Here is a 16442-nt window from a genome sequence, read left to right as displayed (position 1 = left end):
CTCCGTCAGAGCGCCTCGAGGTTGCTGGCGAGTTCGAACGGCGTCACCTGAGCGCGGTACTGCTGCCACTCGCGACGCTTGTTCAGTAGCACGTACTTGAAGACCGTCTCGCCGAGCGTCTCGGCGACCAGCTCCGACTCCTCGAGGTACTCGAGGGCGTGGTCGAGGCTCGCCGGCAGGGGCGCGTAGCCGAGGGCGCGGCGCTCCGAGTCGCTCAGCGACCACACGTTGTCTTCGGCCTCGGCGGGGAGCTCGTACTCTTCTTCGATGCCCTTGAGGCCCGCCGCGAGCATGAGCGCGTACGACAGGTAGGGGTTGGCGGCGGAGTCGAGCGCGCGGTACTCGACCCGCGTCGACTGCCCCTTGTTCGGCTTGTACAGCGGCACGCGCACGAGGGCCGAGCGGTTGTTGTGGCCCCAGCAGATGAAGCTCGGAGCCTCGTCGCCGCCCCACAGTCGCTTGTAGGAATTCACGAACTGGTTGGTCACGGCCGAGATCTCGTTGGCGTGACGCAGCAGGCCCGCGATGAAGTGACGGCCGACCTTCGACAGCTGGTACTGGCCACCCTCTTCGTAGAAGGCGTTCATGTCGCCCTCGAAGAGCGACAGGTGCGTGTGCATGCCGCTGCCGGGCTGGCCGCTGATCGGCTTCGGCATGAACGTCGCGTAGACGCCCTGCTCGATCGCGACCTCTTTCACGACGGTGCGGAAGGTCATGATGTTGTCGGCCGTGGTCAGCGCGTCGGCGTACCGCAGGTCGATCTCGTTCTGGCCCGGGCCGCCCTCGTGGTGGCTGAATTCGACCGAGATGCCGAGGTCTTCGAGCATGCGCACCGACCGGCGACGGAAGTCGTGCGCCGTTCCGCCGGGGACGTTGTCGAAGTAGCCCGCGGAGTCGACGGGCTGCGGGCGTCCGTCGGGACCCAGCTGCGACGACTTCAGCAGGTAGAACTCGATCTCGGGGTGCGTGTAGAACGTGAACCCGGCGTCGGCGGCCTTGGCGAGCGTGCGCTTGAGCACGTGCCGCGGATCGGCGACCGCCGGCTGCCCGTCGGGCGTCGTGATGTCGCAGAACATGCGCGCGGTCGGGTCGATCTCACCGCGCCACGGCAGGATCTGGAAGGTCGTGGGGTCGGGGTGCGCGAGCAGGTCGGACTCGTACGACCGCGTCAGCCCCTCGATCGCCGAGCCGTCGAAGCCCAGTCCCTCGGTGAAGGCACCCTCGACCTCGGCCGGGGCGATCGCCACCGACTTGAGCGTGCCGACCACGTCGGTGAACCACAGGCGCACGAACTTGACGCCGCGCTCCTCGATCGTGCGCAAGACGAAATCGCGCTGCTTGTCCATCGTCATCCCTCGTTTCGGTGGGCGTTCAGCGGGCGGAGCCGGAGCCCCAGTCGTCACGGGCCTCTTCTTCGGCCCACTGCTGCGAACGCTTCTTCAGCAGCTCCGGAGCCTGCGCGGCCTCTTCGGCGGTGGCGAAGGGGCCGGCACGATCGACCGCCGGAGACTCGAACCCCTGCTCGACCTCGCCGGTCTCGAGGTTGTACCAGTACTGCTTGTTCTCGTCGCTCACGATGGCTCCTCACATGGGTCGCGCCCCTCGGCGCGAACCGCCGGTGCTCCCCCGATCCTACTGATCCCGACCGTCCGGCTGGCTAGGCTGAGGGGTATGGCAACGAATGCATCTCGCGCGGTCGGAGTGGACATCGGCGGAACCGGCATCAAGGCCGGAATCGTGGATTTGGATGCCGGGGAGCTCGTCAGCGACCGGGTGAAGGTCGCGACGCCGGAAGGTGCGGAGCCGGCCGACGTGCTGGCGGCGGTGAAGCAGGTGCTGGAGACCCTCGAAGCCCCCGACGACCTGCCCCTGGGCGTGGCGTTCCCCGCGATCGTGAAGAACGGCCAGACGCTCTCGGCCGCGAACGTGTCGAAGTCGTGGATCGGCTTCGAGGCCGAGAAGTTCTTCGAGCACGGCCTGTCGCGCGACATCCACTTCGCCAACGACGCCGACGTCGCCGGTATCGCCGAGGTGCGCTACGGCGCGGCAAAGGGCGTGGAGGGCCTCGTGATCCTCACGACGCTCGGCACGGGCATCGGCTCGGCCATGATCTACGACGGCGTCCTCGTGCCCAACAGCGAGCTCGGTCACCTGCAGCGCGCCGGCCACAAGAGAGACGCCGAGCACTTCGCCGCATACTCGGCGCTGGAGCGCGAAGAGCTGTCGTGGGAGAAGTGGGCGAAGCGCCTGCAGTGGTACTACGACTACGTCGAGTTCCTCTTCAGCCCCGACCTCATCGTCGTCGGCGGCGGCGTGTCGAAGCACTCGGAGCACTTCCTGCCTTTGCTGAAGCTGCGCGCGCCGATCCTGCCGGCGAAGCACCGCAACAACGCGGGCATCATCGGCGCGGCCTCGCTCGCCGTGCCGGTGCCCGAGGCGCTGCCGGCGGTGGCCCCGAAGGCCGACCCGAGCTGAGGACACGGCATCCGGAGCTCCCTCAGGCCGCGGCTATCTGACGCACGCTGACGGCGTTGCGCCAGACGACCGGCGCCCAGTGCCCGCCCTCGCACGGCACCTCGAGCATGACGACGCGGTCGTTGCCGCCCGTCGCCCACGCGGGTTCGCGGGTGGCGGCGCGGTTCGGCCACGTGACCCACGCCCACACCGGGCGCTTGTCGGCGTACCACTCGATGGGGCGCGCGCCCCAGGTCTCGGGCTGCAGCGTGCAGGGGGCGATGGATGCCAGTACCCGAGCGACCATCTCGTCGCTGACCCTCGTCGATCCCATGCACCGGACCCCTTCTCCGGCCGAGTTCGAGTGTAGAACATATGTCCGACACTCGATGGGTGGTGGACGGTGCGCGCACCCGTACCGAACCGCGCTGCGCGGGTCAAACCGATGCGCTCCTCCCCCGCCGCCCCCTAGTGTCAGCGTCATCCACGCACACGACACAGAGGGGGAATCATCGTGAGCAATGACTACAGCGGCGCGGCCGCAGGACTCGGCATCGGGGTTCTGATCATCGGGTTTATCGTCTACATCGCGATCCTCGCGCTCGCGATCTGGGTCTCGTACCTGATCATGCGGACCGCGGTGAAGAACGGCATCCTGCGCGCCGACGAAGAGCGCGCGCGTCGCGGCATTCCGGGTGGGGGCATGGCGCCGCCGGCAGGTGGATACAACTCGGGTCCCGGCGCGTAACCCGCCGATCGCCACGACGGCCCCGCATCGCTCGAGGGAGCGGGCGGGGCCGTCGTCGTGTGCGGGGGCGCCACGCGTTCGCAATAGCAGAGAGCGCTTGCGTCGACCGAGGATTGCGGCCCCCTGACGCGGCTGACACGATCCGAGGTATGGCATCCGGACCGCAGCGCCCCACCGTTTTGATCGGCCTAGGAGTGGCATTCGTGCTCATCGGGTTGCTCGGCCTTCCCCTTTTTCTCGGCGACCCGTTGGGAACGACCGGTCGCGGGATCCCGATGTGGCTCGCGCTCCCCGTCGTCTGGGTGGGCGGCGTCGCGTTCATCGCGTACGGCTGGTACTGGCGAGTGCGGGGCCAACGCAGCCGATGAGCGTCGTGTGGGAGTTCGTCGCGTCGGTCATCGACTCGATCGGTGCCGTGATCGCTCGTCTGATCGATCGGCGGAAGGGCGACCAGAACAACGACCCTCGCTGACGTGAGACCGTCGGCGGGCGGTGAGTGCGAATGGGCCGGCCTGTACGCCGGGTTCTGTCCGGGGGTTCCGTCGACAAGCTCAGGAACCCCGTGGACGGTCATCTCTCTCGGCGACACGTTGCCGTGTCGCTCCAGCGGCCTACCCGGGGACTCGGCGAGCCGCGTTGTCATCCCCTGTCTGGCCTTGCTCCGGACGAGGTTTACCTCGCGGGTCGTGTCACCACGACCCCGGTGGTCTCTTACACCACCCTTTCACCCTTACCCCGCGGCCCGAGGGACGCGAGGCGGTCTGCTCTCTGTGGCACTGTCTCGCGGATTGCTCCGGGTGGGCGTTACCCACCGTCCTGCCCTGTGGAGCCCGGACGTTCCTCGGCACGGGCGAACCCGTGACGCGACCGTCCAGCCGACCCATTCGCATCGGCCAGTCTACCGGTGGGCGTCCTCAGCCCTTCTCCGCGGTCGCCCCGATGCGCAGGTCGAGCGGGAAGTCGATGGGGAACGTGCCGAAGAGCAGACGCCCGGCGGCGGCTGCGGCTTCGCGCACCGCCTCGGCGACGGCATCCGCGTGCTCGATCGGGGTATGCACGACGATCTCGTCGTGCAGGAAGAACGCCAGGTGCGGTCGTCGCGCGAACACCGCACCGGATGCCGCGGCCGGGGCATCGGCATCCGTCACCGGAAACGCCGCCAGGCGCCCCCGAAGGTCGGCGAGCCACGCGAGCGCCCACTCGGCCGCGGTGCCCTGCACGACGAAGTTGCGGGTGAAGCGTCCGCGGTCGCGCGCGGAACGGCGGGCGCGGTTCTCGTCGATCCCGGATGCCGCCGACTCGCTCGCCAGCGACTGCAGGGCACGCCACGACTCCCCCGCCGCGGGCGAGGTGCGGCCGAGCCACGTGTGCACGACGCCGCCCTCTTCGCCGGTGCGTGCGGCGTCGTCGACGAGTTGCATCGCGCGCGGGAAGGTCCGGCGCAGCCGCGGGAGCAGTCGGCCGCTCTCGCCGGTGGTGGCGCCGTACATCGCCCCGAGCATCGCGAGCTTCGCCTCGGCCCGGCTCGCCACGGCTCCGCGCTCGACGATGCCGGCGTACAGGTCGCGTCCGGCGGCCGCCTCGGCCAGAGCGGTATCGCGCGCCATCGCGGCGAGCACGCGAGGTTCCAGCTGGGCCACGTCGGCGGTCACGAGCGTCCAGCCGGGGTCGGCGCGCACCGCGGTGCGCAGCGCGCGCGGGATCTGCAGGGCTCCCCCGCCGGATGACGCCCACCGCCCGGTGACGACTCCGGCCGGCACGTAGACGGGACGGAAACGACCGTCGCGCACCCATTCGGCCAGCCACGCCCAGCCGTTCGCGGTATACAGGCGCATCTGCTTCTTGTAGGCGATGAGCGGGGCGACGGCCGGGTGGTCGTGCTCCGACAGCTCCCACCGACTCGTCGACTGCACGAGCAGACCGGCGCGGTGCAGGGAGCGCAGCAGACGAGGCTGCGAGTCGAGAGAGGCCCGCGGGTCGCCCAGGGCGTCGCGGACGACGGCGGCCGTTTGCTCGATGCGTTCCGGGAGCCCGCCGCCGCGCCGCGGCCCGAGCTCGGCCTCGAGCAGGCGTTCGTGCGCCTCGATGCTCCACGGCACGCCCGCGGTGTGCAGTTCGACGGCGATGAGCGCACCGGCCGACTCGGCCGCGGCCAGCAGCCGCAGCGCGCCGGGAGTCGCTGAGGCGGCAAGGGCGGAGTGCTGACGTCGGTATTCGGCGACGGCCTCTTCGGCGGACCCGGGGACCCCGGATGCCGACTCCCCGAGGTCGAACAGGGCGTCGCCCGCGTCGGGTTCGCTGGAGGCCGCGTCCCAGGCGGTCGCGCGGCGGAGGCCGGCGTCGTCGGTGACCGCGACGGCGTCGCGCAGGATCGCGTGCACGAGCCGCAGGTCCCACGCGCGTGCGACGCGCACGGCGGCATCGAGCAGAGGCGGGTAGGCGGCGGCGGTGTCGGACCAGACCCAGCGGACGTCGCCCGCCTGCTCGCGCTCGTGGACTGCCACGACGAGGTCGTCGACTTCGGTCGAGCGCGCCGGGTTCGCGTCGGCGTCGAGGTCGATCAGGACGAAGGAACCGGATGCCGCGCGGGCGACGACGACCGTGTCAGAGGCCACGGCCGTCTCGGGTCATCGGGACTCTTCAGTGCGGACGAGGATCGCGCCGCACTCGGGGCAGAACACGACCTCGTCGGTCTGCGCGCGGCGGACGACGGCGAGATCGCTCGGCGGGAGCACCATGCGGCACGCTTCGCATGCGCCGGCGAGAAGGAGTCCGGCGCCGTTTCCACGCGACGCGAGACGCTCGTAGAGCCCGAGCAGATCGGCGGGGATGGAGGCGGCTACGGCGTCACGGTCACGGCGCGCGCCGTCGAGGCGTGTGTTCGCGTCGGTGACGGTGGTCTTCGCCTCGGCGCTGAGCTGAGCGCCCTGCGCGTTGGTGTCGGCGATCACGGCTTCTTGCTCGGCGACAGCGGCATCCGCTGCCTCGAGACGCTCCATGAGCGCGATCTCCATGTCTTCGAGGTCGCCCTTGCGGCGCTTGAGCGAGGTCAGCTCGCTCTCGAAGCCCTGAGCCTGCTTGGGGTTCGACGACGCGGCGAGCCGCTCGGTGTCGCGCGCGATGCGGGCATCGACCACGGCGACGTCGGACTCGAGGCGCTTCAGCTCGGCGTTGATGTCGTCGCGGGCGTTGGCACGCGTCGTCAGCTCTTGGGTGAGGGTCGCCCGCTGCGCGATCAACTCGCGTACGCGCTCGGCCTGCGGCGGGTTGCCGGCGACCTTCTCGTCACGGCGGATACGCGCGTCGAGGTCGGCGAGGTCGAGCAGTTTGCGCTGGTCGGCGGGATCGGCATTCACGTCCCCCACGCTACCCCGGGCCTCCGACATCCGCGGCACGCGAGCGCCGACGCCCGCATCGCTCCGCGGCGGGTCGGTGGGGTCGCGGCATCCGAACACCACGCCCCAGGAGTGGGGCGTCTACCGGGCTAGACTCGAGGCACCAGGGCCTTTAGCTCAGCTGGTAGAGCGCCACGTTTACACCGTGGATGTCGTCGGTTCGATCCCGGCAGGGCCCACCCCTTCGAGCCGCGCCCTCCGTCCCATCCTGGAATCATGGGCGGATGGACCAGCTCATCCCGATCGACCTCGAGACGTGGCCCCGGCGTCAGCACTTCGAGCACTACCTGCGGACGTCGCCGTGCACCTACGCGCTGACCGTCGAGATCGACGTCACCGACTTCGTGGCGGCGGTGCGCGCGTCGGGTCGTCGCACCTACATCGCGCAGATCTGGGCCATCTCGTCCATCGTGAACCGGCGGGACGAGTTCCGCATGCGGCTCGACGAAGTGGGCGCGCCTGCCGTCTGGGATCGCGTGCACCCTGTCTTCACCGTCTTCCACCGCGCCCGGGAGACCTTCGCGTGTCTGTGGGTTCCGTATCTTTCCGATTTCGCCGCATTTCACGAGAGCGCGGAGCAGACGATCGCCGAGTACGCCGACAGCCTCGACTTCTTCCCGCAGGGTGAGCCGCCCCTCAACACCTTCGACGTCTCGAGCGTCCCGTGGACGAGCTTCACCGGCTTCACTCTGAACATCGAGAGCGGGTCGTCGCACCTGTCGCCGATCTTCACTCTCGGCAGATACGTCGAGCGCGGCGACCGCGTGCTGATGCCGCTCGCCTTGCAGGTGCACCACGCCGTGGCCGACGGCTTCCACGCAGCGCGCCTCGTCAACGAGGTGGAGGAATTGCTGTCAGACGGTGCCTGGCTGACGGCGTCGCGCTAGTTCAGGATGTTCACGCTGCGCGCGATCACCAGCGCCAGCAGGATGAAGCCCGACACCGCCTGCACCATCATGAACAGCTTCGCCCTGCTCGACAGCGGCATGACGTCGGTGGGGCTGAAGGCCATGGCGTTGGATGCCGAGAAGTAGAGGTAATCGACGTAGCCGGGCGCCCAGTCTTCGGTGTCGGACGAGCGGCGCGCCACCTCGCTCACCGCGTCGCGGTCGGAGTCCTGGGGGAACTGGAAGTCGGCGGCCGGCAGCTCGTCGCGCGCGTCGCGGCGGCGGGCGATGGGGCCGCCGCGGTCCATCTCCCAATAGACGACGGCGTAGCCGATGACGTTGATCGCCCACACCTGCGCCGCCCCGAGCAGCGTCGAGGCGCCGCTCCCCTGCCCCTGCAGCAGCTGGTTCACCAGCAGGAAGAACGCGATCTGATTGGCGACCAGCAGGATCACCGTGAACGCGATCGCGAACACGCGGCCGATGCGCGAGTCGCGGGTCAGACGCGAAGGGTTCGTCACGACCATCGGAATCGCGCACAGGATGCCGACGACCACCACGACGTAGCGCAGGACGCCGCTGGCCTCGCTCGGCAGCACGGCGTAGAGCCCCGTGCCGACGGCCAGGGCGATCAGGACCGGCCAGCGGTGTTCGGGCCTCGTGCGGAAGCCTTCGTGCGTGCTCACGCGCTCAGGCTAGACCGGTCGGACGTCCGCACCGGGCGGGCGCGTCGGCACACGGCATCCGTCGCTCTTCGTCTTCGTGAAGGGCGCGTCGTCTCGACATCGAACCGTCACGGTGACCCGGGGCGGGCCCGCGAGCGCCGCGCGCAGCCGATGTCGTCGCGACTCGCTAGGCTGGACGCTGGTTGATTGTGCGGAGCGAACAAGGGTTGCCGCACTTGTATGGCGATTCTCTGGCATGACCTGCCAGACGACGAAAGGTCTTCCGTGACTGTTCACGACCAGGATCCGTATTCGCAGGGGCCGCAGGACAGCGACCCGGAAGAGACCGGCGAGTGGCAGGAATCCCTGCGCCAGCTGGTCCAGGCGAAGGGTCCGGCTCGCGCTCGCGAGATCATGCTGAGCCTGTTGAAGGGCTCGAAAGAACTGCACCTGAACGTGCCGATGGTTCCGACCACCGACTACATCAACACGATCTCGCAGAAGAACGAGCCCGAGTTCCCCGGTGACGAGGAGCTCGAGCGCCGCTACCGCAAGTGGATCCGCTGGAACGCCGCGGTCACCGTGCATCGCGCCCAGCGCCCCGGCATCGGTGTCGGCGGCCACATCTCCACCTACGCCTCGTCGGCGGCGCTGTACGAAGTGGGCTTCAACCACTTCTTCCGCGGCCTCGACGACCCGTCGGGTGGAGACCAGATCTTCATCCAGGGCCACGCCTCCCCCGGTGCCTACGCCCGCGCCTACCTCGAGGGTCGCCTCACCGAGGCGCAGCTCGACGGTTTCCGTCAGGAGAAGTCGCAGGCGCCCAACGGCATCCCTTCGTACCCGCACCCGCGCCTCATGCCGGAGTTCTGGCAGTTCCCGACCGTGTCGATGGGCCTCGGCCCGATCAACGCGATCTACCAGGCGATGTCGAACAAGTACCTGTCGAACCGCGGCATCAAGGACGTCAGCGATTCGCACGTCTGGGCCTACCTCGGCGACGGCGAGATGGACGAGGTCGAGAGCCGCGGACAGCTGCAGGTCGCGGCGAACGAGGGCCTCGACAACCTGACCTTCATCGTCAACTGCAACCTCCAGCGCCTCGACGGCCCGGTCCGCGGTAACGGCAAGATCATCCAGGAGCTCGAGAGCTTCTTCCGCGGTGCCGGTTGGAATGTCATCAAGGTCGTCTGGGGCCGCGAGTGGGACGACCTGCTCGCCCGCGACACCGAGGGCGCGCTGCTCAACCTCATGAACAGCACCCCCGACGGCGACTACCAGACCTACAAGGCCGAGAACGGCGCCTACGTCCGCGAGAACTTCTTCGGTCGCGACCCCCGCGCCCTCGAGCTCGTGAAGGACTACACCGACGAGCAGGTCTGGGGCCTCAAGCGCGGTGGCCACGACTACCGCAAGGTGTTCGCGGCGTTCAAGGCGGCCAAGGAGCACAAGGGCCAGCCCACCGTCATCCTGGCGAAGACGATCAAGGGCTACGGCCTCGGACCGCACTTCGAGGGCCGCAACGCGACCCACCAGATGAAGAAGCTGACGCTCGACGACCTCAAGGCCTTCCGCGACGCGATGGACATCCCCGTCACCGACGCGCAGCTCGACGAGAACCCGTACCAGCCGCCGTACTACAACCCCGGCGAGCAGGACGAGACGATCAAGTACATGCTCGAGCGTCGTCGCTCGCTCGGCGGGTTCCTGCCCGAGCGTCGCACCACGCACGTCGGCCTCGAGCTGCCGGGCGACGCCGCCTACGCGCTGCCCAAGAAGGGCTCTGGCACGCAGGAGATCGCCACCACCATGGCGTTCGTGCGTCTGCTGAAAGACCTGCTGCGGGTCAAGGACTTCGGTCACCGCATCGTGCCGATCATCCCCGACGAGGCGCGCACGTTCGGTATGGACGCGTACTTCCCGACGGCGAAGATCTACAACCCCAAGGGTCAGCACTACACCTCCGTCGACCGCGAGCTGCTGCTGGCGTACAAGGAGAGCCCGCAGGGCCAGATCATCCACGTCGGCATCAACGAGGCGGGCGCCCTCGCGGCGTTCACCGCGGCGGGCACGGCGTACTCGACCCACGGCGAGCCGCTGATCCCGGTCTACGTCTTCTACTCGATGTTCGGCTTCCAGCGCACGGGCGACGCCCAGTGGGCGGCCGGCGACCAGATGGCGCGCGGCTTCATCATCGGCGCCACGGCCGGTCGCACCACCCTGACCGGTGAGGGCCTGCAGCACGCCGACGGTCATTCGCAGCTGCTCGCCTCGACGAACCCGGCGACGGTGTCGTACGACCCGGCCTACGGCTACGAGATCTCGCACATCGTCCGCTCGGGCATCGAGCGCATGTACGGCGGCAACCACCCCGACCCCAACGTCATGTATTACATGACGGTCTACAACGAGCCGTACGTGCAGCCGGCCGAGCCCGAAGGGGTCGACGTCGACGGCATCGTCCGCGGCATCCACCACATCTCGGCGGGCGAGGGCGATGGGCCCCGCACGCAGCTGCTCGCCTCGGGCGTCGGTGTGCCGTGGGCCTTCGAGGCCCAGCGCCTGCTGAAGGACGACTGGGGCGTGACCGCCGACGTCTGGTCGGTCACCTCGTGGAGCGAGCTGCGCCGCGACGGTCTCGCCGCCGACGAGCACAACTTCCTGCACCCCGAGGAAGAGCCCCGCGTGGCCTACCTCACCGACAAGCTGAAGGAAGCCGACGGCCCCGTCGTCGCCGTCAGCGACTGGATGCACGCGGTGCAGGACCAGATCCGCCAGTGGGTTCCGCAGAACTACTGGACCCTCGGCGCCGACGGCTTCGGCTTCTCGGACACCCGTGCCGCGGCCCGTCGCTTCTTCAAGATCGACGGTCCCTCGCTCGCCGTTCGCGCCCTGCAGGCGCTGGCCGAAGAGGGCAAGGTCGACCGCGCGGTCGTGGGGCAGGCCATCGAGAAGTACCGCCTGCACGACGTCAACGCCGGCACCAGCGGCAACGCGGGTGGCGAGGCCTGAGCGCGTGACGAGCACCACCGACGGGTCCGGTTCCGCCTCCACGGGCGGGGCCGGGCCCGACCGGTCTGCGGGCGCGATCGCGGCCGCCGCACAGGAGAAGGCCGACACCCTCACCTGGCTCCGCCGCATCTCGGGCGACCTCGCGACGGCGACCATCCAGCGCCTCGAAGAGACGCTGCCCTGGTACGCCGAGATGCCCCCGGCCCGGCGTTCGGCGGTCGGGCTCGTCGCCCAGGCGGGCATCACCTCGTTCCTGCAGTGGTTCGAGGAGCCGGCATCCACTCCGGCGATCGCCGCCGACATCTTCGCCGCGGCCCCTCGTGAGCTGCTGCGCAGCGTCAGCCTCACGCAGACCCTGCAGCTCGTGCGCGTCACCGTCGAGGTGATGGAGGAGCGCGTCGCCGGGCGCAGCGAGAAGGTGCGCGAGGCGATGCTGTCGTATTCGCGCGAAGTCGCCTTCGCCGCCGCCGACGTCTACGCACGCGCCGCCGAGGCCCGCGGCCTGTGGGACGCCCGGCTGGAAGCGCTGGTGGTCGACTCGATCCTCACCGGCGAGGCCGACGACGAGCTCCCCAGCCGCATCGCCGCGCTCGGCTGGCACGGGCACGGAGAGGTCGCGGTGCTGGTGGGAACCACTCCCCCGCAACTCGACGTCGACCAGGTGCGCCGCACGGCGCGCAAGCTCGGCGTCGACGTGCTCATCGGGGTGCAGGGCTCGCGTCTCGTGCTCGTGGTCGGCCGTGCCGATCTCCCCGCTCGCAGCAGTGGCGAGGACGGCGTCGAACTCCCCTTCCCCGAGATCGCCAAGCGTCTCGAACCCGGGTTCGGCTCGGGTCATCTGGTGCTGGGCCCGCCGGTGCCGGCCCTCGTCGACGCGGGCCAGAGCGCCCGCGCGGCCCTCGCCGGATTCGCCGTGGCCCGCGCCTGGAGACACGCCCCGCGCCCGGTCGAGGCCGACGATCTGCTGCCCGAGCGTGCCCTCGCCGGCGACGCCGTCGCAAAGCAGACCCTCGTCGATCGCGTGTACCGACCGCTGCAGGCACACAGCGCCGATCTGGTGGCGACGCTGTGGAGCTACCTCGACAACGGGCGCTCGCTCGAAGCGACCGCGCGTGAGCTGTATGTGCACCCGAACACGGTGCGGTACCGCCTCAAGCGCGTGTCGGAGGTCATCGGGTGGGATGCCACGGGGCCGCGCGAAGCGCTCATTCTGCAGACCGCGCTGATCCTCGGCTCGATCGGCACCGACGCCACACGGCGTCGCGGCCTCGCCAGTCGGCGACCGTCCGCTTCGCGCTGAGGCGTGTCGCCCCGGGGTCGAGCGGGAGCCGACGGCTGTCCGCCGGCGACGAGAACAGGAAGATGCGGCCGGAACAGGTCGTATCGGCTCGGATCGGCCTGTCCTCGATGCGCAAGCCTGTCCTCGTGACACCGAGCTGGTCGAGCGACGACCGGGGTCACCGTCGTTTCGGCCGGGTTTCGACCCCGTTCGACGCGAAACACGCCCGCTGATGCACGGCGCGCACAAAGACACGCCGCATATCTGTGTCGATATCTCCATAAGCGCGGGCCCGATCGTTGGCAGGATGGAAACGTGATCATCGCCGTCTTCCCGGGACAGGGCTCGCAGACCCCCGGATTCCTGACCCCGTGGCTCGAACTCGACGGAGCGCGCGAGCGCCTCGAGGCCTTCTCGGAGCAGGCGGGCGTCGACCTGGTCGCCGCCGGCACCGAATGGGATGCCGATCAGATCCGCGACACCGCCGTCGCCCAGCCGCTGATCGTCGCGGCGAGCCTGCTGTCGTGGTCTGCGCTGAATGACCGCTCCACGATCGCCGTCGCCGGCGTCGCGGGGCACTCGGTGGGCGAGATCGCCGCGCTGGCGGCATCCGGCGTGCTCTCCGACGAGGACGCGCTGCGTCTGGTCGGACTCCGCGGCCGCGCCATGGCCGAGGCCGCCGCCACCGTCGAGACCGGCATGAGCGCGGTGGTCGGCGGAGACGAGATCGCCGTGCTCGAGCGCCTCGAGGCGCTCGGACTGACCCCCGCCAACTACAACGGCGGCGGACAGATCGTGGCCGCGGGCGAGCTGCCCGCCCTCGCGGAGCTCGCCGCCGAGGCGCCGCGCGGAACCCGTGTGATCCCCCTGCAGGTCGCGGGCGCCTTCCACACCCGCTTCATGGAGCCCGCCGTCGAGACGCTGCGCGCCGCCGCGGCCGAGGTGCAGGTGTCCGACCCCGCAACGACGCTGTGGACCAACTCCGACGGCTCCGTCGTGGCCGAGGGCCGTCGCGCGCTCGACCTCGTGGTCGCCCAGGTCTCGTCTCCCGTGCGCTGGGACCGCTGCATGGCCTCGTTCGCCGAGCAGGGCGTTACCGGCATCATCGAACTCTCGCCCGCCGGCGCCCTCACGGGCCTCGCGAAGCGAGCACTGCGCGGCACCCCCACCGTGGCAGTCAAGTCCCCCGACGACCTCGACGCGGCCGTCTCACTCCTGAAAGAAGACCAGGCATGAGCACCCCCACCCTCCGTCAGCTGCAGGGAGCCGCCCACACGCGCATCTACGCCTACGGCGCCGCGCGCGGTGAGAACTTCGTGCCCAACGACGACCTCGTGGGGCCCATCGACTCCAGCGACGAGTGGATCCGCCAGCGCACCGGCATCGTCACGCGCGTGCGCGCGAACAAAGACACGGATGCCATCGACCTCGCGACCGAGGCCGCGCGCGAAGCCGTCGAGAAGTCGGGCATCGCCCCCGACCAGATCGACGCCGTGATCGTGGCGACCATCAGCAACCCCAAGCAGACGCCCTCGGCCTCGGCGATCGTCGCCGACCGCATCGGGGCGAACCCGGCCGCGGCCTACGACCTCAACGCCGCGTGCGCGGGCTTCGCCTACGGCGTGGGCCAGGCCGATGCCCTCGTGCGGGCGGGCCTGGCGACGCACGTGGTCGTCGTCGGCGCCGAGAAGCTCAGCGACGTCGTCGACCCCACCGACCGCAGCATCTCGTTCCTGCTCGGCGACGGCGCGGGCGCGGTCGTCGTGGGCCCGAGCGACACCCCGGGCATCGGCCCCACCATCTGGGGTTCCGACGGATCGAAGGCGGATGCCGTGGGCATGAACGCCACGCTCACCGACTTCCGCGACGGCCTCGCCCCGTGGCCGACCCTGCGCCAGGAGGGCCCCACGGTCTTCCGCTGGGCCGTCTGGGAGATGGTCAAGGTCGCGCGTCAGGCGATCGAGGCCGCCGGCATCGAACCCGCCGACCTCGCCGCCTTCGTCCCGCACCAGGCGAACATGCGCATCATCGACGAGTTCGCCAAGCAGCTGGGCCTGCCAGAGACCGTCGTGATCGGTCGCGACATCGAGACCACGGGCAACACCTCGGCGGCATCCATCCCGCTCGCCACCCACCGCCTGCTCGAGGAGCACCCCGAGCTCAGCGGCGGCCTCGCGCTGCAGATCGGCTTCGGCGCCGGACTCGTGTTCGGCGCGCAGGTCGTCGTCCTCCCCTGACGCGTCGGCGTCGAACCCTAGACTGATCGGGGCCTGACAGGCCCGCCCCCAAGAAACAGGAGACATCATGGCATTCACCAACGACGAGGTTCTCGCGGGCCTTGCCGAGCTCATCACCGACGAGACCGGTATCTCGGCCGACGAGGTCGCCCTCGAGAAGTCGTTCACCGACGACCTCGACATCGACTCCATCTCGATGATGACGATCGTCGTCAACGCCGAGGAGAAGTTCGGCGTCACCATTCCCGACGACGAGGTCAAGAACCTCAAGACCGTCGGCGACGCCGTGACCTTCATCACGTCGAACCAGTCCTGACACCTCCCGGTGGGGGCTCCGGCCCCCACCGGTCACGACCTGTCGGCCGCACCAAGGATTCTTCGCTCATGAGCACACCCCGCATCGTCGTCACCGGCATCGGAGCCACCTCGCCCATCGGCGGAACGGCACCCGAGAGCTGGTCCGCCCTGCTCGCCGGAACCTCCGGCGCCCGTTCCCTCGAGCACGAGTGGGTCGAGCAGTACAACCTGCCCGTCACCTTCGCCGCCGAGGCGCTCGTGCGTCCCGAGACCGTGCTCGAGCGACCCGTCGCCAAGCGGCTCGACCCCTCGTCGCAGCTCGCCATGGTCGCGGCCAAAGAAGCGTGGGAAGACGCCGGCTCCCCCGACATCGACCCCGACCGCCTCGGCGTCGACTTCGCCACCGGCATCGGCGGGGTCTGGACGCTCCTCGACGCGTGGGACACCCTGCGCGAGAAGGGCCCGCGCCGGGTCATGCCGATGACGGTGCCCATGCTCATGCCGAATGCGGCGGCCGGAAACCTCTCGCTGCACTTCAACGCCCGCGCCTTCGCGCGCACCGTGGCGTCGGCGTGCGCGTCGAGCACCGAGTCGATCGTCAACGCCGTGCAGCACATCCGCGATGGTCTCGCCGACGTGGTCATCGCCGGTGGCACCGAATCGGCCATCCACCCGATCACCATCGCCTCGTTCGCGTCGATGCAGGCACTGTCGAAGCGCAACGACTCGCCCGAGACCGCGTCGCGTCCCGCCAGCGTCGACCGGGACGGCTTCGTCATGGGCGAAGGCGCGGGCGTACTGATCCTCGAGACCGAGGAGCACGCCAAGGCCCGCGGTGCCAAGATCTACGCCTCGATCGTGGGCGGCGGCGTCACCGCCGACTCGTACCACATCACCGCGAACGACCCCGAGGGGCACGGCGCCGCGCGCGCCGTCCACCTGGCGCTCGAGATGGCGGGCGCGTCGGTCGACGACGTCACCCACATCAACGCCCACGCCACGTCGACCCCCGTCGGCGACCCGAACGAATACAAGGCCTTGCGCGCCGTGTTCGGCGACCGCGTCGACGAGATCCCTGTCTCGGCGACCAAGGCGTCGACCGGTCACCTTCTGGGTGGCACGGGCGCGCTCGAGGCCATCTTCACGGTGCTCGCCCTGCAGAACCGCGTCGCGCCCCCCACGATCAACCTGACCGAACAGGACCCCGACGTTCCGTTCGCGCTCTCGGGCTCGCCCGTGGAGCTCGGTGCCGGCGACCAGCTGGCCATCAGCAACTCGTTCGGCTTCGGCGGTCACAACGCCGTCGTCGCGATCGCCTCGGTCTGACCGTACGAGAACGCCCCCTGGCATCCCCCCGACTGCGATCGGGGATGCCAGGGGGCGTTCTGCATGTCAGGCGAGGGATACGCGGTCCCGGTGCCGGGTGTGAACACCGGCCTCCGGTAGTGGCGCCTCCCCCGTCCGACGC

General features: G+C 69.8%; 16 protein-coding genes, 1 tRNA gene and 1 other RNA gene. 11 read left to right on the top strand and 7 right to left on the bottom strand.

What is annotated here, in order from left to right; genetic code table 11:
* Positions 1 to 5: 5 nt before the first annotated feature.
* Together glnA and M3667_RS08005 are read right to left on the bottom strand one after the other, a co-directional pair.
* Positions 6 to 1346: a type I glutamate--ammonia ligase gene (glnA, locus tag M3667_RS08010; protein ID WP_144833792.1), complete on the bottom strand. Its 1341-nt coding sequence runs from the start codon at positions 1344 to 1346 to the stop codon at positions 6 to 8.
* Between the two features lie 25 nt (positions 1347 to 1371).
* A complete protein-coding gene (locus tag M3667_RS08005; protein WP_186325528.1) occupies positions 1372 to 1575 on the bottom strand; it encodes an SPOR domain-containing protein in 204 nt (67 codons plus the stop codon).
* A 96-nt stretch (positions 1576 to 1671) separates the two neighbouring features.
* Between M3667_RS08005 and ppgK the strand changes: the two genes are divergently transcribed.
* On the top strand, positions 1672 to 2475 hold the full coding sequence (gene ppgK, locus M3667_RS08000) for a polyphosphate--glucose phosphotransferase (RefSeq protein ID WP_251507124.1): 804 nt from the start codon (positions 1672 to 1674) through the stop codon (positions 2473 to 2475).
* Positions 2476 to 2497: 22 nt separating this feature from the next.
* Here the strand turns inward: ppgK and M3667_RS07995 are convergent, their stop codons facing one another.
* Entirely contained in the window at positions 2498 to 2788 is a 291-nt protein-coding gene (locus tag M3667_RS07995) for a hypothetical protein (RefSeq protein WP_251507123.1), read from the bottom strand.
* 180 nt (positions 2789 to 2968) lie between these two features.
* Here M3667_RS07995 and M3667_RS07990 point away from each other — a divergent pair, with 180 nt between their 5' ends.
* The gene (locus M3667_RS07990; protein ID WP_144833603.1) at positions 2969 to 3202 is read left to right on the top strand and encodes a hypothetical protein; all 234 of its coding nucleotides are present in this window, start codon (positions 2969 to 2971) and stop codon (positions 3200 to 3202) included.
* A 149-nt stretch (positions 3203 to 3351) separates the two neighbouring features.
* Positions 3352 to 3570, top strand: a complete 219-nt coding sequence (locus tag M3667_RS07985) for a hypothetical protein (RefSeq protein ID WP_251507122.1) — start codon at positions 3352 to 3354, stop codon at positions 3568 to 3570.
* 131 nt (positions 3571 to 3701) lie between these two features.
* Here M3667_RS07985 and rnpB read toward each other — a convergent pair.
* The 3 genes from rnpB to M3667_RS07970 form a co-directional block, all read right to left on the bottom strand.
* Positions 3702 to 4085: RNase P RNA component class A (rnpB, locus tag M3667_RS07980), an RNA gene on the bottom strand.
* A gap of 31 nt (positions 4086 to 4116) precedes the next feature.
* Entirely contained in the window at positions 4117 to 5817 is a 1701-nt protein-coding gene (locus M3667_RS07975; protein ID WP_251507121.1) for a bifunctional 3'-5' exonuclease/DNA polymerase, read from the bottom strand.
* A 12-nt stretch (positions 5818 to 5829) separates the two neighbouring features.
* Positions 5830 to 6558, bottom strand: coding sequence for a zinc ribbon domain-containing protein (locus M3667_RS07970; protein WP_251507120.1), 729 nt, complete (start codon positions 6556 to 6558; stop codon positions 5830 to 5832).
* Between the two features lie 145 nt (positions 6559 to 6703).
* Between M3667_RS07970 and M3667_RS07965 the strand changes: the two genes are divergently transcribed.
* Together M3667_RS07965 and catA are read left to right on the top strand one after the other, a co-directional pair.
* Positions 6704 to 6776: transfer RNA gene (locus tag M3667_RS07965), tRNA-Val, on the top strand.
* A gap of 45 nt (positions 6777 to 6821) precedes the next feature.
* A complete protein-coding gene (gene catA / locus M3667_RS07960; protein WP_251507119.1) occupies positions 6822 to 7484 on the top strand; it encodes a type A chloramphenicol O-acetyltransferase in 663 nt (220 codons plus the stop codon).
* Here the strand turns inward: catA and M3667_RS07955 are convergent.
* Positions 7481 to 8170: a DUF1345 domain-containing protein gene (locus tag M3667_RS07955; RefSeq protein ID WP_251507118.1), complete on the bottom strand. Its 690-nt coding sequence runs from the start codon at positions 8168 to 8170 to the stop codon at positions 7481 to 7483. The genes catA and M3667_RS07955 overlap by 4 nt on opposite strands.
* A gap of 264 nt (positions 8171 to 8434) precedes the next feature.
* Here M3667_RS07955 and aceE point away from each other — a divergent pair, with 264 nt between their 5' ends.
* The 6 genes from aceE to M3667_RS07925 all read left to right on the top strand — a co-directional run bounded on the left by aceE (position 8435) and on the right by M3667_RS07925 (position 16300).
* Positions 8435 to 11161 carry a pyruvate dehydrogenase (acetyl-transferring), homodimeric type gene (gene aceE, locus M3667_RS07950; RefSeq protein WP_251507115.1) on the top strand — a complete coding sequence of 909 codons (2727 nt, stop codon included), beginning with the start codon at positions 8435 to 8437 and terminating at the stop codon, positions 11159 to 11161.
* A 76-nt stretch (positions 11162 to 11237) separates the two neighbouring features.
* Positions 11238 to 12461: a CdaR family transcriptional regulator gene (locus tag M3667_RS07945; RefSeq protein ID WP_144833794.1), complete on the top strand. Its 1224-nt coding sequence runs from the start codon at positions 11238 to 11240 to the stop codon at positions 12459 to 12461.
* 294 nt (positions 12462 to 12755) lie between these two features.
* Complete coding sequence (locus M3667_RS07940; RefSeq protein ID WP_251507113.1) at positions 12756 to 13676, top strand: ACP S-malonyltransferase; 921 nt, start codon at positions 12756 to 12758, stop codon at positions 13674 to 13676.
* Positions 13673 to 14677 carry a beta-ketoacyl-ACP synthase III gene (locus M3667_RS07935; protein ID WP_251507109.1) on the top strand — a complete coding sequence of 335 codons (1005 nt, stop codon included), beginning with the start codon at positions 13673 to 13675 and terminating at the stop codon, positions 14675 to 14677. The genes M3667_RS07940 and M3667_RS07935 overlap by 4 nt, the downstream gene beginning before the upstream one ends.
* Before the next feature lie 67 nt (positions 14678 to 14744).
* Positions 14745 to 14993 carry an acyl carrier protein gene (locus M3667_RS07930; protein ID WP_022880558.1) on the top strand — a complete coding sequence of 83 codons (249 nt, stop codon included), beginning with the start codon at positions 14745 to 14747 and terminating at the stop codon, positions 14991 to 14993.
* Between the two features lie 68 nt (positions 14994 to 15061).
* Positions 15062 to 16300: a beta-ketoacyl synthase gene (locus M3667_RS07925; RefSeq protein WP_144833617.1), complete on the top strand. Its 1239-nt coding sequence runs from the start codon at positions 15062 to 15064 to the stop codon at positions 16298 to 16300.
* Positions 16301 to 16442 lie beyond the last annotated feature (142 nt).

This window comes from Microbacterium sp. P26 (assembly GCF_023712585.1).
Taxonomy (GTDB): Bacteria; Actinomycetota; Actinomycetes; order Actinomycetales; family Microbacteriaceae; genus Microbacterium; species Microbacterium algihabitans_A.
Note: the sequence above shows the minus strand (reverse complement) of the source record. Positions and strands in the feature narration are given on the sequence as shown.

Excerpts from the sequence above, each read along its gene's own strand:
- glnA (WP_144833792.1), bottom strand. The coding sequence starts at position 1,346 with ATGGACAAGCAGCGCGATTTCGTCTTGCGCACGATCGAGGAGCGCGGC.
- ppgK (WP_251507124.1), top strand. The coding sequence starts at position 1,672 with ATGGCAACGAATGCATCTCGCGCGGTCGGAGTGGACATCGGCGGAACC.
- M3667_RS07995 (WP_251507123.1), bottom strand. The coding sequence starts at position 2,788 with ATGGGATCGACGAGGGTCAGCGACGAGATGGTCGCTCGGGTACTGGCA.
- M3667_RS07985 (WP_251507122.1), top strand. The coding sequence starts at position 3,352 with ATGGCATCCGGACCGCAGCGCCCCACCGTTTTGATCGGCCTAGGAGTG.
- catA (WP_251507119.1), top strand. The coding sequence starts at position 6,822 with ATGGACCAGCTCATCCCGATCGACCTCGAGACGTGGCCCCGGCGTCAG.
- M3667_RS07935 (WP_251507109.1), top strand. The coding sequence starts at position 13,673 with ATGAGCACCCCCACCCTCCGTCAGCTGCAGGGAGCCGCCCACACGCGC.
- M3667_RS07930 (WP_022880558.1), top strand. The coding sequence starts at position 14,745 with ATGGCATTCACCAACGACGAGGTTCTCGCGGGCCTTGCCGAGCTCATC.
- M3667_RS07925 (WP_144833617.1), top strand. The coding sequence starts at position 15,062 with ATGAGCACACCCCGCATCGTCGTCACCGGCATCGGAGCCACCTCGCCC.